This window comes from Sphingopyxis jiangsuensis (assembly GCF_016734905.1).
In the GTDB taxonomy this organism is placed as follows: domain Bacteria; phylum Pseudomonadota; class Alphaproteobacteria; order Sphingomonadales; family Sphingomonadaceae; genus Sphingopyxis; species Sphingopyxis jiangsuensis.
Genome location: NZ_JAERPO010000001.1, coordinates 1275059 through 1295983, shown reverse-complemented (window position 1 = coordinate 1295983; position 20925 = coordinate 1275059). Strand labels below are relative to the sequence as shown.

At 64.6% G+C, this 20925-nt stretch carries 20 protein-coding genes; 10 read left to right on the top strand and 10 right to left on the bottom strand.

Going from position 1 to position 20925, the window contains the following annotated elements; genetic code table 11:
• Positions 1–6 precede the first annotated feature (6 nt).
• Complete coding sequence (gene guaA, locus JI743_RS06295; protein ID WP_201926976.1) at positions 7–1593, bottom strand: glutamine-hydrolyzing GMP synthase; 1587 nt, start codon at positions 1591–1593, stop codon at positions 7–9.
• 199 nt (positions 1594–1792) lie between these two features.
• On the opposite strand from guaA, the gene JI743_RS06290 reads away from it, so the two are divergent.
• Positions 1793–4240, top strand: coding sequence for a TonB-dependent receptor plug domain-containing protein (locus JI743_RS06290; protein WP_201926974.1), 2448 nt, complete (start codon positions 1793–1795; stop codon positions 4238–4240).
• Between the two features lie 81 nt (positions 4241–4321).
• On the opposite strand, the gene JI743_RS06285 is transcribed toward JI743_RS06290, so the two are convergent.
• The 4 genes from JI743_RS06285 to JI743_RS06270 form a co-directional block, all read right to left on the bottom strand.
• The gene (locus JI743_RS06285) at positions 4322–5374 is read right to left on the bottom strand and encodes a glycosyltransferase family 4 protein (protein WP_201926972.1); all 1053 of its coding nucleotides are present in this window, start codon (positions 5372–5374) and stop codon (positions 4322–4324) included.
• Positions 5371–6252 (bottom strand): UDP-2,3-diacylglucosamine diphosphatase, encoded by an 882-nt coding sequence (locus tag JI743_RS06280; RefSeq protein WP_201926970.1) that lies wholly within the window; start codon positions 6250–6252, stop codon positions 5371–5373. Before JI743_RS06280 ends, JI743_RS06285 begins: the two co-directional genes overlap by 4 nt.
• 276 nt (positions 6253–6528) lie before the next feature.
• Positions 6529–7962 carry an aldehyde dehydrogenase family protein gene (locus tag JI743_RS06275; RefSeq protein WP_201926968.1) on the bottom strand — a complete coding sequence of 478 codons (1434 nt, stop codon included), beginning with the start codon at positions 7960–7962 and terminating at the stop codon, positions 6529–6531.
• Positions 7963–8075: 113 nt separating this feature from the next.
• Complete coding sequence (locus JI743_RS06270) at positions 8076–9722, bottom strand: acetolactate synthase large subunit (RefSeq protein WP_201926967.1); 1647 nt, start codon at positions 9720–9722, stop codon at positions 8076–8078.
• Between the two features lie 310 nt (positions 9723–10032).
• Between JI743_RS06270 and JI743_RS06265 the strand changes: the two genes are divergently transcribed.
• Positions 10033–10320, top strand: a complete 288-nt coding sequence (locus JI743_RS06265) for a type II toxin-antitoxin system RelE/ParE family toxin (RefSeq protein WP_201926965.1) — start codon at positions 10033–10035, stop codon at positions 10318–10320.
• The gene (locus JI743_RS06260) at positions 10320–10619 is read left to right on the top strand and encodes a HigA family addiction module antitoxin (RefSeq protein WP_201926963.1); all 300 of its coding nucleotides are present in this window, start codon (positions 10320–10322) and stop codon (positions 10617–10619) included. The genes JI743_RS06265 and JI743_RS06260 overlap by 1 nt, the downstream gene beginning before the upstream one ends.
• Positions 10620–10798: 179 nt before the next feature.
• Here the strand turns inward: JI743_RS06260 and cobT are convergent, their stop codons facing one another.
• Positions 10799–12622, bottom strand: a complete 1824-nt coding sequence (gene cobT, locus JI743_RS06255; RefSeq protein WP_201926961.1) for a cobaltochelatase subunit CobT — start codon at positions 12620–12622, stop codon at positions 10799–10801.
• 597 nt (positions 12623–13219) lie between these two features.
• Between cobT and JI743_RS06250 the strand changes: the two genes are divergently transcribed.
• Together JI743_RS06250 and JI743_RS15285 are read left to right on the top strand one after the other, a co-directional pair.
• Positions 13220–14422, top strand: coding sequence for an MFS transporter (locus JI743_RS06250; protein ID WP_201926959.1), 1203 nt, complete (start codon positions 13220–13222; stop codon positions 14420–14422).
• Positions 14419–14553 (top strand): hypothetical protein, encoded by a 135-nt coding sequence (locus tag JI743_RS15285; protein ID WP_269090301.1) that lies wholly within the window; start codon positions 14419–14421, stop codon positions 14551–14553. Before JI743_RS06250 ends, JI743_RS15285 begins: the two co-directional genes overlap by 4 nt.
• A 7-nt stretch (positions 14554–14560) precedes the next feature.
• Here JI743_RS15285 and JI743_RS06245 read toward each other — a convergent pair whose 3' ends face one another.
• The 3 genes from JI743_RS06245 to JI743_RS06235 all read right to left on the bottom strand — a co-directional run bounded on the left by JI743_RS06245 (position 14561) and on the right by JI743_RS06235 (position 17505).
• The gene (locus JI743_RS06245) at positions 14561–15748 is read right to left on the bottom strand and encodes an alpha/beta hydrolase (RefSeq protein WP_201926958.1); all 1188 of its coding nucleotides are present in this window, start codon (positions 15746–15748) and stop codon (positions 14561–14563) included.
• Positions 15745–16734 carry a cobaltochelatase subunit CobS gene (gene cobS / locus JI743_RS06240; RefSeq protein WP_201926956.1) on the bottom strand — a complete coding sequence of 330 codons (990 nt, stop codon included), beginning with the start codon at positions 16732–16734 and terminating at the stop codon, positions 15745–15747. The genes JI743_RS06245 and cobS overlap by 4 nt, the downstream gene beginning before the upstream one ends.
• A 111-nt stretch (positions 16735–16845) precedes the next feature.
• A complete protein-coding gene (locus tag JI743_RS06235) occupies positions 16846–17505 on the bottom strand; it encodes a J domain-containing protein (protein ID WP_201926954.1) in 660 nt (219 codons plus the stop codon).
• On the opposite strand from JI743_RS06235, the gene JI743_RS06230 reads away from it, so the two are divergent.
• The 5 genes from JI743_RS06230 (at position 17504) to JI743_RS06210 (ending at position 20476) form a co-directional block, all read left to right on the top strand.
• On the top strand, positions 17504–17782 hold the full coding sequence (locus JI743_RS06230) for a BolA family protein (protein WP_390881083.1): 279 nt from the start codon (positions 17504–17506) through the stop codon (positions 17780–17782). The two genes, JI743_RS06235 and JI743_RS06230, sit on opposite strands and share 2 nt — an antisense overlap.
• Before the next feature lie 3 nt (positions 17783–17785).
• A complete protein-coding gene (locus tag JI743_RS06225; protein WP_201926950.1) occupies positions 17786–18145 on the top strand; it encodes a DUF2200 domain-containing protein in 360 nt (119 codons plus the stop codon).
• Positions 18142–18513 (top strand): cupin domain-containing protein, encoded by a 372-nt coding sequence (locus JI743_RS06220; RefSeq protein ID WP_201926948.1) that lies wholly within the window; start codon positions 18142–18144, stop codon positions 18511–18513. Before JI743_RS06225 ends, JI743_RS06220 begins: the two co-directional genes overlap by 4 nt.
• A complete protein-coding gene (locus tag JI743_RS06215) occupies positions 18513–19397 on the top strand; it encodes a pirin family protein (protein WP_201926946.1) in 885 nt (294 codons plus the stop codon). The genes JI743_RS06220 and JI743_RS06215 overlap by 1 nt, the downstream gene beginning before the upstream one ends.
• Before the next feature lie 158 nt (positions 19398–19555).
• Complete coding sequence (locus tag JI743_RS06210; protein WP_201926944.1) at positions 19556–20476, top strand: alpha/beta fold hydrolase; 921 nt, start codon at positions 19556–19558, stop codon at positions 20474–20476.
• 10 nt (positions 20477–20486) lie between these two features.
• Here the strand turns inward: JI743_RS06210 and JI743_RS06205 are convergent, their stop codons facing one another.
• Positions 20487–20918 (bottom strand): hypothetical protein, encoded by a 432-nt coding sequence (locus tag JI743_RS06205; protein ID WP_201926942.1) that lies wholly within the window; start codon positions 20916–20918, stop codon positions 20487–20489.
• Positions 20919–20925: the final 7 nt, after the last annotated feature.

Genomic DNA, 20925 nt, shown 5'->3' with positions numbered 1-20925 from the left:
GGCGCTTCACTCCCACTCGATCGTTCCCGGCGGCTTTGACGTATAATCATATACCACGCGGTTGATGCCCTGCACCTCGTTGATGATGCGCGTCGCGCAGCGGCTGAGGAAACCGGCGTCAAAGGGGTAGATGTCGGCGGTCATGCCGTCGGTCGAGGTGACGGCGCGCAGCGCGCAGACATGGTCGTAGGTGCGATAGTCGCCCATCACCCCGACGGTCTTGACCGGGAGGAGCACCGCGAACGCCTGCCAGATCGCGTCGTAGAGGCCCGCATTGCGAATCTCTTCGAGATAGATGGCATCGGCCTTGCGGAGGATGTCGCAGCGCTCCTTCGACACTTCGCCCGGGATGCGGATCGCGAGGCCGGGGCCGGGGAAGGGGTGGCGGCCGACGAAGATGTCGGGGAGGCCAAGCTCCTTGCCGAGCAGGCGCACCTCGTCCTTGAACAGCTCGCGCAAGGGCTCGACGAGCTGCATGTTCATGCGCTCGGGCAGGCCGCCGACATTGTGGTGGCTCTTGATCGTCACGCTCGGTCCGCCGGTGAAGGAGACCGACTCGATCACGTCGGGATAGAGCGTGCCCTGCGCGAGGAAGTCGGCGCCGCCGATCTTCTTCGCCTCTTCCTCGAACACATTGATGAACTCGGCGCCGATGAACTTGCGCTTCGCTTCGGGGTCGGTGACGCCGGCGAGCCCCTTCATGAAGCGTTCCTCGGCGTCGACGACGACGAGCGGGATATTGTAATGGCCGCGGAACAACTCCTCGACCTGCTTGCGCTCGTTCATGCGCAGCAGGCCGTGGTCGACGAAGACGCAGGTGAGTTGCTCGCCGATCGCTTCGTGGATCAGCACCGCCGCGACCGCGCTGTCGACGCCGCCTGACAGGCCGCAGAGCACGCGCTGGTCGCCGACCTGCTCACGGATTTCGGCGATCTTGGTGGCGCGGAACTCGGCCATCGTCCAGTCGCCCGCGCATCCGCAGACGTGGCGCACGAAATTGGCGATCAGCCTGGCGCCGTCGGGGGTGTGGACGACCTCCGGGTGGAACTGCGTGCCGTAATAGCGGCGCTCGTCGTCGGCGATCAGCGCGAAGGGCGCGCCGTCGCTGACCGCGACGATGCGAAAGCCGGGGGCGAATTTGGTCACGCGGTCGCCGTGGCTCATCCACACCTGGTGGCGCTCGCCGACGTCCCAGAGGCCGTCGAAGAGCACGCAGGGTTCGGTGACCGTCAGGAAGGCGCGGCCGAATTCGCCGTCGCGCTCGCCGTCGATGCCGCCGGGCTCGACCTGCCCGCCGAGCTGCTGGCTCATCACCTGCTGGCCGTAGCAGATGCCCAGAATAGGGAGGCCGCTGTCGAAGATCGACTGCGGCGCGCGCGGGCTGCCAGGTGCGGGGACCGAGGCGGGCGAGCCCGAGAGGATCACGCCCTTCGGCTGCATGCGTTCGAGCGCGGCCTCGGCGGCGCTGAACGGCACGATCTCGCTATAGACCCCGGCTTCGCGAACGCGGCGGGCGATGAGCTGGGTCACCTGGCTGCCGAAGTCGACAATCAGGATGGATTCGGGGGCGGCGGAGGGGTTGGGAGTCGGCATGGCTGGCCGATAAGGAAGCGAAGCGATGCTGTCCAGCGGTCGGTGGTGGTCATTCGTCGATTGCGGATCGTGGTGCCATAAGTTTGCGACATTTGCCGCCTAGCCGGTCCGCAGTCATCGACCGTCCGCATTCGCGGACCGATTGGCTGTACCAAAATAACAGAATCAAGAAGTTAGTCAGGAAAGGCTCCCCTCCCCAATGACGATGTCATGCTCCCCGCTGTCGTTGCGCGCGGCGCTGCTGGCCGCAACGGCGTCGCTGGCCGTCCCGGCACAGGCCGATACAGCGAAGGCTGCAGCCGATGCGGCCACGGCGGCCGACACCGCGCAACCGGCGCAACCGGTCGCGGTACCCGCCGACAGCATCGAGAACACAGTGTTCGGCGGGGAGGAAGGCGATGAAATCATCGTGACCGCCCCCCGGCTTGCGGGCCAGCTTGACACCGATATCAAGGCCGAGGCTGAACTCGATGAGGCCGCGATCGCGAGCTATGGCGCGTCGAACGTGTCGGAACTGCTTGAAGCGCTCGCGCCGCAGACGCGCTCGGGGCGGGGACGCGGCAGCGGGCGACCGGTAATCCTGGTCAACGGGCGCCGTGTCGGCGGCTTCGGCGAGGTCCGCAACCTTCCCCCCGACGCCATCGCGAAGGTCGAGATTTTTCCGGAGGAGGTCGCGCTCCAATACGGATATTCCGCCGACGAACGCGTCGTGAACCTGGTGCTCAAACCCAATTTTCGCCAGATCGCCCTCGAAGGCGAGGCGGGCATCCCGACGCAGGGCGGGCGTTTCCACAGCGAACTCGAACCGAGCTTCCTGGCCATCGGCGAAAAGGGGCGCGTCAATATCAATGGAGGATGGGAGCATCGAACGATGCTGCGCGAAACCGACCGCGACATCGCCTATGATCCGGCGACCGGCCGCGCCGCCGAGGCGCCCGCACGCAGCCTGCTCCCGGCGACCGACGAATATAAGCTCGATGCAACCATCCAGCGCAGCCTCGACAAGGTGACTGACGCCTCGATCAACCTGCGCTTCGACCAGACCGACAGCCTGTCGTGGCTGGGACCGCGCAATGGCGATGCGAACGATCCGCTGACCCGCGACAGTCGCAGTCGTAATCTCAGCGGCACCGCCAGCGTCAACGGTATGCTCGGCGACTGGCGCTGGTCGGCGACAGGCAATTATGCCGACGCGGATTCGCGTATCTTTACCGACCGGAATGCAGGCGCGCGCGACCGTTTCGACAGCAGCCAGCAGAGTTTTGGCGGCAATGCCAATCTGTCGGGCACGGTGACCGAGGGCTGGGCAGGGCCGATTCGCCTCTCGATGACAGGGAGCTATTCCGGCATCCGGTTCGACAGCCGCTCCGAACGGTCGGGCGACGTGACGCTGACCGAATTGTCGCGCGATACGCCGAGCGTGTTCGGATCGCTCACCGTGCCGCTGCTCGACCCCGAATATGATGTCGCGAACATCGGGCGCGTGTCGCTGACGCTGAGCGGGCAGACGCAAAAGCCCAGCGATTTTCAGTCGCTCGTCAATTGGGGAGCGAGCCTCAACTGGGGCGTGACCGACAGCCTGTCGCTGCTCGCCAGCTTCAACAGCGACGAAGCGGCGCCCGGCATCCAGCAACTCGGCGCGGCGCCGCTCGTGACGCCCGCGGTCACCTATTATGATTTCCAGACCGGGCAGACGGTGGAGATCACGACAACGACCGGCGGCAATCCATTCCTGCTCGCCGAACGGCGCCGCGACCTCAAGCTCGGGGTCAACTGGTCGCCGCCGATGGTCGAAGGCCTCAACCTGTCGGTCAATTACAACCGTAACGTCAGCCATGACACCGCCGAAAGCTTCCCGCTGCTGACGCCCGAAATCGAAGCGGCCTTTCCCGACCGTGTGACGCGCGACGCCGGTGGCGTGCTCGTGGCGCTCGACCAGCGGCCGGTCAATTTCAACCGCAGCGAAAATTCACAGATCCGCTGGGGGCTGAATTTCGGGAAGAGCTTTGGCCAATCGGACGAGCGTGGCGGCGGGCGCCGGGGCGAAGGCGGTCCGCCGCCAGGCGGCGCGCGCGAGGGCGCGGGTGGGCCTCCGCCGGGGGCGGCCCGCGGCCCGCGGCCGGGCGGCAGTGGCGGCGGTATGCGCGGCCGGATGTTCGGCGGGCCGCAGGGCGGGCGCTGGCAGGTGTCGCTCTATCATACGCTGAGGCTCACCGACACGGCGCTCATCCGGCCCGGCGTCCCCGAGCTCGACCGTCTCAATGGCTCGGCGACCGGCAATAATGGTGGAAGCAATCGGCATCTTGTCGAACTCGACGGCGGCGTCTTTTACAAGGGCGTCGGCGCGCGCTTCAGCGCCAAATATGACAGCGGCAGCCGCGTGACGGGCGGCACCGCGGGCGACCTGCATTTCGGCGATCTTGCGACCTTCAACCTGCGCATGTTCGTCGACCTGAACCAGAAGCCCAAGATCACCGAAGCGCTGCCCTTCCTGAAGGGTTCGCGCCTGCGGCTTGCGATCGACAATATCTTTGACGCGCAGCGCCGGATCAGTGACGCAAACGGGGTCGTGCCGTTCAACTATCAACCGGGATATATCGACCCGCTGGGCCGCTACATCGAGATCGAGTGGCGGAAGAGCTTCTAGCGCTTGTCCTGTTTGGATTGAACCGATTCAAGCCGCTCCCCTGAAGGAGAGGGGCTTGATTCCACCCAAACCGAACAAGCTCTAGGCCGCGAGGCCCGGGGCACCGTGCATCGGCTCGGGCGCCGGGCGAGCGGGAACGAAGGTCAGCGCCTTGACGAATTGCCCGGTGCAGCTTTGCCAGCTGTAGCGCGCGCCGAGCGCTGCGGCATCGGCGCGCTCGCGCATCAGCGCGGCGGCGATCGCCTCGTCCAGATCCTCGTCGAGCGCGCCGGCCTTCTCGGTCACGATATCGGCCGGCCCAGCCACCGGATAGGCCGCGACGGGGGTGCCGCAGCTCAGCGCCTCGATGATCACCAGTCCGAAAGTATCGGTGCGACTCGGAAAGACGAAAACATCGGCGCCGGCATAGGCAGCGGCGAGCGCCTCGCCCGTCTGCTTGCCGAGGAAATGCACATGCGGGTAGCGCGCGCGCAATTCGGCGAGCGCGGGGCCGTCGCCGACGACAACCTTGGTGCCCGGCTGCGCGGTGTCGAGAAAGGCCTCGATATTCTTTTCGACCGCGACGCGCCCGACATAGAGCTGGATCGGACGCGCCAGTCCGGAGAAGCCGGGGTGCGGCGGACGGTCAGGCCGGAACAGGCGGTGGTCGACGCCGCGTTCCCAGAGCATCGTCCGGTCGAGACCCTGCGCCGCCAGCTCGTTCACGAGCGAGGGCGTCGCGACCATGATGTGCTGCGCGGGGCGGTGGAACCAGCGAATGAAGCGCCAGACCAGATCGGGCGAAATAGGGAGGCGCGCCGCGACATAGTCGGGGAAGCGCGTGTGATAGGCGGTGGTGAAGGGAAAGCCGTTCCTGATGCACCAGCGCCGCGCCGCGAGGCCCAATGGTCCTTCGGTCGATATGTGAATTGCTTGCGGATCGAACGTACGGATGCGGCGACCCACCGCGCGCTGTCCGGCAAAGGCGAGGCGGATTTCGGAATAGGAAGGGCAGGGGATCGAACGGAAGAGGTCGGGCGAGACGACGCCGACCTCATGCCCCGCGGCGCGAAGTTCGCCGATTGTCGCCTGGAGCGTGCGGACGACGCCGTTGACCTGCGGCTCCCACGCATCGGTGACGATCAATATCCTCATGCGGCGCGTGCCGGCGACGGAAGCTCGAGTTGCGCCGGTGCGTCGCGCGCCTCGACCTCCTTGGCCCAGTGCAAAATCTCCATGCGTCCGTCGTGATGCTCGACCAATGCGGTGCAGCCTTCGACCCAGTCGCCGTCGTTATAATAATCGACGCCTTCGATTTCGCGCATCTCGGCACTGTGGATGTGGCCGCACACGACGCCGTCGACTCCGCGCGAGCGTGCGGCATGCGCGACGACCTCTTCATAGCGGCCGATGAACTGCACGGCATTCTTGACCTTATGCTTGGCGACCATCGACAGCGACCAATAGGGAAGGCCGAGCTTGCCGCGCACCCAGTTGACCGCGACATTGCACTTCATCAGCGTCGTGTAGGCAGCGTCGCCGACAAAGGCGAGCCAGCGGTGCGCGAGCATTACCGCGTCGAATTCGTCACCGTGGACGACGAGCAGCTTGCGGCCGTCGGCGGTTTCGTGAACCGCCTCGCGGCGGATTTCGACGCCGCCGAAATCGAAGCCGTCGAAGGGCTTGACCATCTCGTCATGGTTGCCGGGAACATAGACGACGCGCGCGCCGCGCTTGGCGCGCTTGAGCACGCGCCACACCACGTCATTATGCTCGGGCGGCCAGAAGTGCCGCTTCTTGAGCCGCCATCCGTCGATGATGTCGCCGACAAGGTAGAGCGTCTCGCAATCGACATGGTCGAAGAAGTCGATGAGCAGCTTAGCGTTGCAGCCGCGCGTGCCGAGGTGGATGTCGCTGACCCACACGGTGCGATAGCTCCGCCGTTCGCCGATCACCCGTTCGGGAACATGCGGTTCACTGTTGAACGGATCGGCAAATCGCGCGGGGATCGGCAGGGTCGAGATCGAGGCCATGTCGTACTCCGTAAGCAGCTCTTGGCTGCCCCCGGCCTAGACAGGAGATTTGTTACACGCGGCGAATCAAAGCCGCGACAGTTTGAAGAAAGATCGGTGGCGGTTCGGTGACGTTGCTCCAGAGTGACACCTATCCTCCCCCTCGATGGGGGAGGCAGCGAGACTTGCGAATTTGTTCGTTGGTCGCAGCGGTGGGGGTGATTTCTCGGCCTTACACCGGCGGCGCAAGGCCGCACCTTCATCCTCATCCAACTTCCCCCATCAAGGGGGAAGAGATCAGGTCCGCCGGATAACCAAATTCCTGATTTCGCTCATGTCCTCCATCGCGAATCGGACGCCTTCACGGCCGAGGCCGCTGTCCTTGACTCCGCCATAGGGCATGTTGTCGACGCGATAGGAGGAGACGTCGTTGACGACGATGCCGCCGACCTCGAGCTCGTCCCAAGCCTCGAGCACCTTGTGCAGATCGCGCGTGAAGAGGCCGGCCTGGAGGCCGAACTTGCTGTCGTTGACTTCGGCAAGCGCCTTTTTCCAGTCGGTGAATTTCGAGAGGATGACGACGGGGCCGAAGGCTTCCTCGCGCACGACATCGCTGTTTTCGGGGGCGTCTTCGAGCAAGGTCGCCTCCAGCATATTGCCATCGCAGCCGCCACCCGCGAGCAGTGTCGCGCCCGCGCCGACCGCATCGTCGATCCAGCCTTTCAGCCGCTGCGCCTCCTTGGCGGAGATCATCGGGCCGATGAAGGTGTCGCGATGCTTGGGATCGCCAGATTTCAGCGTCTTGACCCTGGCGACCAGCATGTCGCGGAAGCGGTCGTAGATGTCGGCGTGGATGATCACGCGCTGGACGTGGATGCAGCTTTGCCCCGACTGGTAATAGCCGCCGAAGATGATGCGTTCGAGCGCGTGATCGAGATCGGCGTCCTTGTCGACGACGACCGCGGCATTGCCGCCGAGTTCGAGCACGACCTTCTTCTTCCCCGCCTTGGCCTTCAAATCCCAGCCGACGCCGGGCGAGCCGGTGAAGGAAAGGAGTTTCAACCGCTCGTCGGTGGTGAACAGGTCGGCGCCGTCACGGCTTGCAGGCAAAATGCTGAATGCGCCTTCGGGCAATATGTCGCATTCGGCAAGAATCTCGCCCATGATGATCGCGCCCAACGGCGTCATCGACGCGGGCTTCATCACGAAAGGACAGCCGATCGCGATCGCTGGCGCGATCTTGTGCGCGGCGAGGTTGAGCGGGAAATTGAACGGCGAGATGAAGCTGCACGGCCCGATCGGCACGCGCTTCCACATCCCCATATAGCCCTTGGCGCGCGCCGAAATGTCGAGCGGCTGGATCTCGCCATAGTTGCGCACCGCCTCTTCGGCCGCGATGCGGAAGGTGTCGATCAGGCGGCTGACCTCGCCCTCGCTGTCGGCAATCGGCTTCCCCGCCTCGATGCACAGCGCATAGGCGAGTTCGTCGAAGCGTTCCTTGAAGCGCGCGACGCAATGGTTGAGGACGTCCTGTTTCTCGTAGCTCGCAAGCCGCGCCATCGGCTCGGCGGCGCGCACCGCGCCGGCAATCGCCTCGTCGATCACGTCTGGGGTCGCGAGCGCGGTACGGAACGCGGCTTCACCGGTATATTTGTCGGTGACGACAAGGTCGGTATTGGGCTGCGCCGCCTTGTTGTTGAGATAGAGCGGATAGACGTCTTTGAGCTTCATCGCATCTCTCCCCCCTCCCCTTCAGGGGAGGGGCCGGGGGTGGGGCCATCGGGGTAGCAAAAGGCCGCAGCCTCCACCCCAACCCCTCCCCTGAAGGGGAGGGGCTTAGGCGCTTATAATTCCTTCGACAATTTCTTGATGTCGATGTTCAAAATCTGGTCATTCTCCGAATAATCGACCGGACAGTCGATCAGGTGGACGCCCGGCGTGTCGGTGCAATGCTGCAGCACCGCCTTCAGATGCGCGGCGCTTTCGACGCGGTGGCCGTGCGCGCCATAGCTTTCGGCATATTTGACGAAATCGGGATTGCCATAGGTCAGCCCCCAATCCTCGAACCCCATGTTCGCCTGTTTCCAGCGGATCATGCCATAGCTGTTGTCGTTTAGGATCAGCACGGTGAGATTGAGGCCGAGCCGCACCGCGGTCTCCATTTCCTGGCTGTTCATCATGAAACCGCCGTCGCCGCAGATCGCCATGACCTTGCGATCGGGATAGACCATCGCCGACATCATCGCGCTCGGCAGCCCCGCGCCCATCGTCGCGAGCGCATTGTCGAGCAGCACGGTGTTCGGCTTGCACGCCGTATAGCCGCGCGCGAACCAGATCTTGTACACGCCATTGTCGAGGCAGATGATGCCGTCGTCGGGCATCGCGTCGCGGACCTGCTGGACGAGGTGCGGCGGAAAGATCGGGAAGCGAGCATCGTCGGCCAGCCCGCGCGTATGGTCGACCTCCGCCGCGCGATAGGCGAGCATATGATCGAAATTCCAGCCGCCGTTGGGGACGATATCTTCCTTCATCTGCCAAACGGCATTGGCAATATCGCCGATCACCTCGATATGCGGGAAATAGACGGGGTCGACCTCGGCGGTCTTGGTCGACACATGGATGACGGTCGGTCCGTCCTGCTGCATGAAGAAGGGCGGCTTTTCGATCACGTCATGGCCAAGGTTGACGATGCAGTCCGCAGCCTCGACCGCGCGGTGGACGAAATCGCCCGCTGACAAGGCCGCGCAACCGAGGAATTTCGGATGCCGCTCGTCAATCACGCCCTTGCCGAGTTGCGTCGTCAGAAAGGGGATGCCGGTCTTTTCGATGAATTGCAGCAACATGCGGCTCGTCATCGTGCGGTTCGCGCCCGCGCCGATTACGAGGACGGGTGACTTCGCTTTTTCGAGCGCCTTCACCGCCTCGCGGATCGATTTGCTGTCGGCGTTCGGGCGCCGCGAATGGCTGCGCTTGAGCGGGGTGGAGTCGGTATGTTCGTCGGCGATGTCCTCGGGCAGTTCGATATGCACCGCGCCGGGCTTTTCCTCTTCGGCGAGGCGAAAGGCCTCGCGCACGCGGCTCGGGATATTGTCCGACGAGGCCATCTGGTGCGTGAACTTGGTGATCGGCCCCATCATCCGCACGACGTCGAGGATCTGGAAGCGGCCCTGCTTCGATTTCTTGATCGGCTTTTGCCCGGTGATCATCATCATCGGCATCCCGCCGAGTTGGGCATAGGCCGCCGCGGTCACGAAATTGGTCGCCCCCGGCCCGAGCGTCGCGAGGCACACGCCGGTCTTGCCGGTGTGCCGCCCATAGGTGGCGGCCATGAACCCTGCACCCTGTTCGTGGCGTGTGAGGATGAGCTTGATCTTCTTCGACCGCGACAGACTGTCGAGAAAATCGAGATTTTCCTCGCCGGGAACGCCGAAAATATACTCGACACCCTCTTCCTCGAGGCATTCGATGAACAGGTCGGATGCTTTTTTCATGCGTGTCGCCCCCTTAAGCCGCGCACCGCCATGGTGCGGCCCCAGATCATGCCGGCGACCCTTCGGCATCATGTCGTTGCAGCGGCGCCCGTCGTAAGCCCGCGAGTCCCTGCTGCATCACGCAGGATTTGTAACGAGGGGGGAGGGGGTTGTCACGCGGGGTGTCTTCGGTCGCATTCATGGGGGTTCGCGCAGAGGCAGGCGGTGGGGGCGAGTTTGGGGGTTGAGCAAGCTGAGGCCTTAATTCCGTAACTCACATCCATGTAAAGCCACGCTTGACATGTTGCATGTAAAGTGATACTTTCCACTCGTGGAGATCGAGAGCATCAGCCATAAAGCGCTGCGGCGGTTCGTCGAGACGGGCAAGCCGAAGGGCCTGCCGGGTGATCTGATCGACCGTCTCTCCAGGATGATGAACTTCATCATCGCGGCAGAGACGATCGACGAACTTGGAACGCCGCCCAACTATGGCCTGCATCCCCTGACGGGAGACCGGGCCGGGACATGGGCGATGACCGTCACGCGCAATTGGCGGATGACATTCTCGATCAACGACCAGGGGGCGATTATCGACCTGGATTTGGAGGATTATCACTGATGGCTATCAAGGTTCACCCCTCTTTCGCGATCCACGCCGGCGAGTGGCTGAAGACCGAGATCGTCGAAGCGCATGGCGTATCGATCAATGACCTGGCGGAGGCGTTCGGCGTCAGCCGCCAGTCGGTGAGCGCCGTGCTCAATGGCCGCGCGGCGCTGACCGCCGATATGGCCATCCGCTTTGAGAAGGCGTTCGGCGTGAAGGCCGAGACGCTGCTGCGGATGCATTCGCGCTATGAACTCGCCAAGGCGAGAGAGCATGAAGCCGACCTCGTCGTGAAGCGGCTGATCGCGGCCTGAGCCATGACGGCGTAGGGGAAGCGATTTGCCTTGTTTCGAAATCCGGTATCGAATTCAGGGGTTAAGTGAGTTGTCGCTGTAATTTAAAACAGGGGATTCCTCGCGACTTATTGAGCCTCCAAATACATTGGTTAGACAATGCAACACAGTTCCAATAATTCGCCCAACGGTTAGCCCGCTCAATCAATATCGAACAACCCCGCCAACTGCTCGACCATCGTGCCGCCCAATTGCTCGGCGTCCATGATCGTCACCGCGCGGCTGTAATAGCGGGTGACGTCGTGACCGATGCCGATCGCGCAAAGCTCCACCGGCGATTTCTTTTCGATCCACTCGATCACCTGCCGCAGATGCTGGTCGAGATAGGCGCCGTGGTTGACCGACAGCGTGCTGTCGTCGACCGGCGCGCCGTCGGAAATCACCATCATGATACGGCGTTCCTCGGGGCGGTTGACGATCCGGCTGTGCGCCCACATCAGCGCCTCGCCGTCGATATTCTCCTTGAGAAGCCCTTCGCGCATCATCAGCCCGAGCGACTTGCGCGCGCGGCGATAGGGTTCATCGGCGGGCTTGTAGATGATGTGCCTGAGGTCGTTGAGGCGGCCGGGGTGCAGCGGTCGGCCGGCGGCGAGCCAGTCCTCGCGGCTCTGCCCGCCCTTCCATGTCCGCGTCGTGAAGCCGAGGATTTCGGTCTTCACGCCGCAGCGTTCGAGCGTGCGCGCGAGGATGTCGGCGCTGATCGCCGCGATGCTGATCGGGCGCCCGCGCATCGATCCCGAATTGTCGATGAGAAGCGAGACGACGGTGTCGCGAAAGTCGGTGTCGCGCTCGATCTTGTATGACAGCGAATGGCCGGGCGACACGATGACGCGTGCGAGCCGCGCGGCGTCGAGCTGGCCTTCCTCCTGGTCGAAGTCCCACGCGCGGTTCTGCTGCGCCATCAGGCGGCGCTGGAGCCGGTTGGCGAGCTTGGTCACCGCGCCCTGCAGATGCGTCATCTGCTGGTCAAGATAGGCGCGCAGGCGGGTGAGTTCGTCGGCGTCGCAAAGTTCGGTCGCGGCGACGATCTCGTCATGCTTTTCGGTGAAGCGCAGATAGTTGAAATCGGGAACGTCGGTCGGCAGGCGGTTGGGGCGGACGGGGAGCATGCCCTCGTCGCCTTCGCCGCCCATTTCGGGCTCGCCGTCGGCTTCCATCTCCTGCGCGTCGGGGTCGCTGTCGCCGTCGTCGGCCTGATCGCCCGCCATTTCGGCGCGCGCGTCGACCTGGCTCTCGCCGCTGCCGCCGTCCTCGCTTTCCTGCTCCTCGGCGCTTTCCTCGGCCTCGGTCTCGTCGTCCTCGCCGCCGTCCTCGGCTCCCTCTTCGAGCGGCTCGTCGCCGTGGATGAGGTCGAGGTTGCGCAGCGCAATCTTCGCGGTTTCGGCAAAGGCGGCCTGGTCGTCGAGCAGCATCGACAGCGCGGTCAGGTCGCCGCCCGCGTCCTTGGTGATCCATTCGCGCACGAGCGACAGGCCGGTTTCGGTCCCCTGCGGGGCATGATCGCCGGTCAGCGCTTCGCGCAGCAGCAGTTCGAGCGCGCTCGACATCGGCACATCGTCACGGCTTTGCGCGCGGCTGATCGGGTCGCTCCGCATCCGCATCGCGAGGCTCGCCGACAGATTGGCGCGCATACCTTCCATGTTGCGGGCGCCGAGCGCCTCGATCCGCGCGCGCTCCATCGCGTCGAACGCGGCGGCGGCGATGGGCTCGGCCGGGCGCGCGGCGGCGTGGAGCTTTTCGCTGTGATGCTTCATCCGCAGCGCATAGCTGTCGGCAAAGCCGCGCGCCTCGGCCACCTGGTCGCGCGGCAGGGTGCGCGACGGGGTGGGGACGCGAATCGCCTTGCCGATCTGCGCGGGGGCGTCGGCGGTAAAGCCGACCTCGACCTCGGCATCGCGCGTCACTGCGCGCGCGACACTCGACAGCGCGGCCTTCAGATCGTCGAGGGGAGAGTGGGCGGTCATGACGAGTCGGCTCTAACCGGCTTTGGTAAGGGAAGGAAGAGGATGAGGGCTTGCATTGAGACCGTCACCCCGGATCAAGTCGGAAATTATACCTATCCGTGATGCAAGCGATCCCCGGCGAAAGCCGGGGTCCATTCCGGGGCAGCGCCGCGCCGCGTGGCCCCGGCTTTCGCCGGGGGGCACCAGTTCCTCGCCTGAGAGGTATGATCGCCGATCAGTGCGGGGGTGACGAAAGAAGGGTTAAGCAAAGCCATAGCTAGGGTCAGGACCCATTAATTGCGCGTACGAGGCGTCGAAATGGCGAAGATATCGGGTCCGGGCGGGTGCAGCGGGTAGCATCGCTACCCGCAAGGCCGCACGGGCCCGAGATCGAAGCCATTTCGGCGTCCCTCCGGGATTTGACCGATTTTGTCCATTGCTTCGTCGGCAAGCCTAGAAATATCGACATATTCCGTCGTCTTGCCTCCTCGCACTGAACAAAATCGCTTCAAACCTCGTACGCGTAATTAATGGGTCCTGACCCTAAGCTCGCTTGACCTTGCGCCGTCCGAGGCGCATCGGCGCTCCATGGTTTCCCCCAGCCATAGGTCTCCCCCAATGAAAAAACCCTGGATCGTCATCGCCTGCGCGGCCTTCATCGTCACCCTCGCGATGGGCGTGCGGCAAAGTTTCGGATTGTTCCTTCCGCAAATGAGCGTCGAGATCGGCATCAGCCGGTCCGACTTCGGGCTCGCGATGGCGCTCCAGAACCTGCTTTTCGGCCTCGTCCAACCTTTCGTCGGCGCGCTCGCCGACAAGCACGGCGCGGGACGCGTCGTGGTCGCCGGGGCGCTGCTCTATGCGGCCGGACTCGTCAGCGCGGCGCTCGCGACCGACGCGCTCGGCCTTCATATCAGTTTCGGGCTGCTCATCGGCATGGCGCAGTCGGCGACGACCTTTGTCGTCGTGCTCGGCGCAGTCGGGCGCGTGGTGAGCGCGGAGAAGCGCAGCACCGCCTTCGGCATCGTCACTGCGGGCGGATCGCTCGGCCAGTTCCTCGTCGTGCCGGTCGCGTCATCGCTGCTGGGCGGTGTCGGTTATGAGCAGACCTTGTGGATTATGGCGGCGCTTGTCGCCTTGTGCGGGCTGCTCGCGATCGGCGTCGCCGGACGCCCGGCTGCGGCCGGTGCGCCGGGGGCGCTGGCGGTCGAGGAACAAGGCGCGCGCGAGGCGCTGCGCGAGGCGGCGGTGCATCGCGGTTACTGGCTGCTCAACGCCGGCTTTTTCGTTTGCGGCTTCCACATCGCCTTCATCGCAACGCACCTGCCATCCTACCTCGACGACAAGGGGCTGGGTATCGAGATTGGCGCGCAGGTGCTGGCGCTGGTCGGGCTGTTCAACATCCTCGGCTCCTATGTCTTCGGGCGCGCGGGCGACATGATGCGGCAGAAATATGTGCTGTCGGCGCTCTACACCGCACGCTCGGCGGTCATCGCGCTCTTCCTTTTCGTCCCGCTCAGCCATGCGAGCGCGCTCGTTTTCGCGGGCGCGATGGGCTTCCTGTGGCTCGGAACGATCCCGCTCACCAGCGGCATCGTCGGGCGCATTTTCGGCATCCGTCACCTGTCGATGCTCTATGGCATCGTCTTCCTCAGCCATCAGGTCGGCAGCTTCTTCGGCGCGTGGATGGCGGGGCTGATCTTCGACGCAACGGGAAGCTATGACATCGCGTGGGGCTTTGCGATCGCGCTCGGCCTGTTTGCAGGGCTGGTGCACCTGCCGATCGCCGACAGCCCCGTCAAAAGGCTGCAACCGGCATGAGGATCGCGCGGCACGACTGGATCGCGCTCGGCGCCTTTGCGCTGATCGCGGTCGCCGGTCTGGCGCTGTGGCGTAGGGAAGGTGCGGTCGTTTGGCTCGCCGATATGGCGATCATGTGCGGCTTCGGCTGACGCGGCGTCAGCCTTCGCCGTTGCCCACCCGATGACAGATGGCTCCATCCATCTCCTTTGGCATCGCCGGATCGGGGCGTAGCAGGAAGACGTGCGGCCATTTCGTTGCGACGCGCTCGGACCGTTCGTTTTTGCCCGCGACGACATCGATGAAGTCGCGGCACGCGACGGCGCTGCGCAGGAAATTGCTGTGTCCGGTCGCCCCGCGCGACACGTCGGTCGTGTCGATGATCGTGACCCCCGGCATCGCGGCGGCGTAGCAACGCACGGGTAGCCCCTCGGCCTTGAGTTCGTCGGCGGCGAAAGTGTCGAAGCAATAGGGCGAACCCAGCCGCGGATAGCCGTGCAGCGTCCGCGACGCCGCCAGCGCCTTGTCGGAATGCGAAACATAGACGGTGATGCGCCTTCCTGCCGCCACGTGTCGCGCAGTGAGCACAAGGTCTTGCGCGTCGCGCTCGAACGTTTCGCGGTCGATGTCGGGCGAGGCGAGGATGATGTTCGAAATATTGCCGCTGTCTTCGCGGGCGGCGACGCGGTCGACATAGGCGATGGCGGGAACGACCAGCCGCGCGCCGAGCGAATGCGAAACGACGACGATTTCCTTGACCCAGTCCTGTTCGGCGAGCGCTTTCAGGAAGTCGCGGAAATTGCGGACGTCGTGATACATGTTCGTCTCGTCGACGCCATAGCCGAGCAGGTCGCCCTGCGACGGCCAGCTATAGGCGACAACCGGACCGTCGAACCCCGTCATCCGGCTGATCTGCGCGGCATCCTTTGTGGTCGTCTCGAAATTCTCGCGATATCCATGCACGTAAAGCAGGACGCGGCCCTGCCGGCGGTCGGTTTCTGCCCGCAGCGCGCGCCACCAGTCGTCGGGTGTCTGCAGGGCGAAGGGCGTGCGAAAGCGTTGCTTGCCGCCCAGCATCTCATCGCGCGGTGCGGCGAAGCGGCCATAGCGCACCCTGTCGCCGCGATGGGAGAGCAGGACGATGTCGGGGCTGCGACAATCGGGCAGGCGGCTCGTCGCAAAGAAGAGCAGCAGCGCAGCGTCATCGACAGGCGCGCCGGGGTCCGGCGTGCAGCGCGCGTCGGCGACATAGTCGGCGTGGCGCACCGGTCCGTAGTCGACGCCGGTCGCGCAACCGACGAGCGCGAGCGCCGCGAGCGCCACCCAGAGGCGGCGCGGCGAAATCACTTGCCGACGACGCCTTCGGGAAGGTCCTCGCCGAACACGCGCTGGAAATATTCGGCGACGATCATCCGCTCGGCCTCGTCGCACTTGTTGAGGAAGGACAGGCGGAAGGCAAAGCCGAGATTGTTGAAAATCGCGGTGTTCTGCGCCCAGCTGATCACGGTGCGCGGGCTCATCACAGTCGAGATGTCGCCGTTGATAAAGCCCTGCCGCGTCAGATCGGCGACCTTGACCATGTTGGCGACGGTCGTCTCGTCGGTGGCAGGAACCTTCGCCAGAATGATCGCGCTTTCGGTTGCGGCGGGCAGATAGTTCAGCGTGACGACGATGTTCCAGCGGTCCATCTGGCCCTGGTTGATCTGTTGCGTGCCATGATACAGCCCGCTCGTATCGCCAAGTCCGACGGTGTTCGCGGTCGAGAAAAGACGGAAATGCGGATTCGGGCGGATGACGCGGTTCTGGTCGAGCAGCGTCAGCTTGCCCTCGGCCTCGAGCACGCGCTGGATCACGAACATCACGTCGGGGCGTCCCGCGTCATATTCGTCAAAGACGAGCGCGGTCGGCGTCTGCAGCGCCCAGGGGAGCAGGCCTTCGCGGAACTCGGTGACCTGCTGTCCGTCGCGCAGCACGATCGCGTCGCGGCCGACAAGGTCGATGCGGCTGATATGCGCGTCGAGGTTGACACGGATGCACGGCCATTTGAGCCGCGCGGCAACCTGTTCGATATGCGTCGATTTGCCCGTGCCGTGATAGCCCTGCACCATCACGCGACGGTTGAACTTGAAGCCCGCGAGGATCGCGAGGGTGGTGTCGCCGTCGAAGACATAGGCCGGGTCGAGGTCGGGAACGCGCTCGTCGGCCTCGCTGAACGCCGGGACCTTCATGTCGATGTCGACCCCGAACATCTCGCGCGCATCGACCTCGGTATCGGGCGCGGCGAGGAGCGTCGAACCGTGATGGTCGGGGAGGCTGTTCGGAATGTCGGTCATGTCAAAGGCCCAGCTGATATTGGAGGAGAGTCGCCGGCGGAGCCGACGGCGCCAAGCATAGCGCGGTAGAGCGACGGGTTGCGGCTTGCAACGCCTTTTGTCGTCGACACGTCAGGCGAAGGCGCGCGATTTGCGGAGCAGTTGATAGGCCTCGACCACCGCGCCAAGCCGCGTTTCGTAACTGCGGTCGCCACCGTTGCGGTCGGGGTGATATTTGCGGACCAGTTCGCCGTAGCGGCGGCGCAACGCGGTGCGGTCGGCATCGGCCGCAAGCCCCATCGTCTGGAGCGCGCGATGCTCGTCGCGCGTGAAGCGCGGGTCGGCGGCCTCGCGCCGCGCCTCGTCCATCCGCTGGCGAAAGCGCGCGCCGAGCGCGTCCATCGGATCCTTGAAATCGGCCCAGCGCGGCGGCAGGTCCGCGCTCCCCGCTGCGCGAAAGGCGCGGCTTTCGGTTTCCCAGCCCGACGTCGGCGACTGCGCGGCCAGAATCTGGTCGGCGCTCATCCCGTCAAAGAAATTATAGCCCGCATTGAATTCGCGCACATGGTCAAGGCACAGCCAGCGGTAGGGCGGCGGCCCGTCGGGCGAGCGATGCGCCGTGGCCGGGGCACGAAATTCGCCGGCCTCGCCGCAGCCGGGAACGGCGCAGGGCGCTTCGCGGGGAATGCGACCGTGGAATCGATTGGGGCGGGCAGAAGGAGGCAAACCAGGCTTTCGGGAGTCTTGGGAGGCCTTATAATTTGGCGACGCGGCGGCTATGGTCAACCCCATGACGACCAAGGGCCCCGTGCAAACAGAAATGGAAAGCCTGCTACGCGCAGCTTTTCCCGACGCCAATTTCGTGCTCAGCAATGATAGCGCGCAACATCATGGCCATGCCGGCGATGACGGGTCGGGCGAGTCGCATTTCAGCCTCAGCATCGAATGGGCGGGCTTTGCCGGGCAGAATCGCGTCGCGCGCCAGCGCGCGGTGAACAAGGCGCTCGGCGATTTGCCGGGGCAGCGCGTCCACGCGCTCGCGATCCGCGCGACGGCGCCGGGGGAGTAGCGGGTGGCGGAGCATCGCATCTTTTCGACCAGCTTCGCCAGCGTCTATCCGCACTATGTCGCCAAGGCCGAACGCAAGGGGCGGACAAAGGCCGAGGTTGATGAGATCATCCGGTGGCTGACGGGATACAGCCAGAAGCAACTCGACGCGGAGATCGCGTCTGCGACCGACTTTCGCGGCTTTTTCGACAAGGCACCCGCGATGAACAGCGCGCGCGACCAGATCAAGGGTGTCGTCTGCGGCGTCCGCGTCGAGAATGTGGACGACCCGCTGATGCGCGAGATCCGCTATCTCGACAAGCTGGTTGATGAGCTTGCCAAGGGCAAGGCGATGGAAAAGATCCTTCGGGCGCCGGCATCATGACGATCGACAAGGTCAATCTGGCGCACGCCTTTGCGAGTTTTGGCGACCATTGGAATCCGCGCGTTGCGGGCGACATCAACGATTTCCAGGTCAAGCTGGTGAAACTCGACGGCAAGTTCGACTGGCATCATCATGAGCGCGAGGATGAATTGTTCCTCGTCGTCGCAGGGCGGATGAAGATGGGGCTGCGCACCGGCGATGTGATCGTCGAAGCAGGCGAATTCATCATCATTCCGCACGGCGTGGAACATTGCCCCGAGGCACTGGACGGCGAATGCCATGTCCTGCTTCTCGAGCCCAACACGGTGCTCAACACCGGCAATGTCGAAACCGACAAGACGCGAGCGACCCTCGAAAGGCTTGGCTGATGGTTACGGTGATTACGCCCTCGACGCACGACATCGGCGCTTTCGAGGTGCGCCGCACCCTGCCGGACAAGGCGCGCACGATGGTCGGCCCCTTCATCTTCGTCGATCAATTCGGCCCGGCGCATTTCGACATCGGCAAGGGGATGGACGTGCGCCCGCACCCGCACATCAACCTCGCCACCGTCACCTATCTCTTCGAAGGCGCGATCGATCATCGCGACAGCCTTGGCACCTATGCGACGATCCGGCCAGGGGCGTGCAATCTGATGACCGCTGGCCGCGGTATCGTTCATTCGGAGCGCACGCCTTCGGCCGCGCGCGCCACGGGATCGCCGATCTCGGGAATGCAGACCTGGCTCGCGCTGCCCGACGGCAAGGAAGAGATTGATCCGGCGTTCGAGCATGTGGCGAAGGACGACCTGCCTTTGGTCGAAGACAATGGCGTTTCGGCGCGCGTTATCATGGGCAGCCTGTGGGGCGCGACATCGCCGATCACCCAGCACAGCTCGACCATCTATGCCGATATATTGATGAACGCAGGCGCGAGCATCCCGATTGAAGCCGAGGCGGATGAGCGCGCCGTGCTCGTGGCGCTCGGCGATGCCAGCCTCGACGGCGAGCGGCTTGAAAGGCACAGCCTGTATATATTGAAACCCGGCGAGGCGATGACGCTGCGTGCGGCGAGCGACGCGCGCGTGATGCTGCTCGGCGGCGAGGCGTTCACGACCCCGCGCCACGTCTGGTGGAACTTCGTCAGCTCGTCGCGCGAACGAATCACGCAGGCGAAACACGACTGGAAGGACCGCAATTTCCCGCTCGTCCCCGGCGACAGCGAGGAATTCATCCCGATCCCCGAAGTGCCAAAGACGGTGAGCTATCCTTAGCTAGCGGCGACCGCTATGGGAAACGGCCGTGATCCACCCGATCCGGACCTGCCGTCGCTCCCGGCCCCATAACCTCGCACCCCATCCATTGTCGCGGCTTGCCAGCCGCTCTGATCCTCGCCACATTGGTTGCGAAACGAAACCAAAGGGAGCGGGCGATGGTCGGCGATTTCGAACAGCGGCGGGTGAAACTTGCAACCGGAGTCGAACTCGACACGGTCGATATGGGGCCGCGCGACGCGCCGGTGTTGATCTTCCTCCACGGCTTTCCCGAATCGCACCGCACGTGGCGCCACCAGCTTCCGCATTTCGCGACTCGCTTTCGCTGCATCGCGCCCGACCAGCGCGGCTATCGCGGCTCGTCGAAGCCGCAGGCGGTCGAGGCCTATACCCCCGACAAGTTGATCGCCGACATATTCGCGCTCGCCGACGCGCTCGAGGTCGATGAGTTCACCGTTGTCGGTCATGATTGGGGCGGGGCGATTGCGTGGGGTGTCGCACTCGGCGGCCAGCCGGGCGGACTGCATCCCCAATGGGCCGGGCGCGTGACGCGTGCGGTGATTGCCAACGCGCCGCACCCCGGCATTTTCCAGCGCCTGCTCGCGACCAATGCCGAGCAGCGCGCTGCCAGCCAATATATCCGCACCTTCCGCGACGCCGCGAACGACGGGCTGGTCGAGGAAAAGGGGATTGCAGGGATATTGGGGCTGGCGTTCGAGGGGCGGACGCCGAGTGGCGGATTGCAGCCCGCCGACGAGATCGACCGTCTGCTCGCCGACTGGGAAGATCGCGACGCCTGCCGCGCGATGCTCAATTGGTACCGCGCGTCGCCGCTGGCGGTGCCTGCAATGGACGATCCCTATGCCGAACCGCCGTCGTCGCCGTTTCCGACGCTGACCATTCCGACGCTCGTGATCTGGGCGCTGGACGATACGGCCCTGCCGCCATGCAACCTCGAGGGCATCGACGAATTTGTTCCCAACGCGACGATTGTCCGCGTCCCCGACTGCGGCCATTTCGTGCCGTGGGAGGCGCCCGACGCGGTCAATGCCGCGATGGACGCCTTTCTGGTTTCCTGAGGTCCTGACCCTAATCGGCGGGGTCGAGCAGGCAGCCGCTTGCCCCCGCATAGCGCGCGCTGCGCGAGGCGAGGAGGGGGACGCTGCCGGTGATGGTGCGCGTGTCGGGATCCTCGCTCAGCGACACCATCTCCATGCCGGGTTCGAAGTCGCTCTGGCAGCTTTCGAGGCTGCGGCCCTGGACGTAGCGGCACGAGCAACCGACGCGCGCGGCATAGGCCGAACCGAGCTCGGCCTGTGCCTTGAACGACGGAAATTTCCAGACCAGCCAGCCCGCAAGTATGACGCCGATGAGGATCGCCCACGGAAGGCACCCGCCCCAGCGTCCGGGCTTGCGCGCCCGGTCCCTTCCGGTTGCGGGGGTGTCGGACCGGGATACAGACGACGGAGGCGGCGGTACGGGCTCGGGCGTTGCCGATGGGGGCGGGTTGGTGTTAGTCACGGTCGGG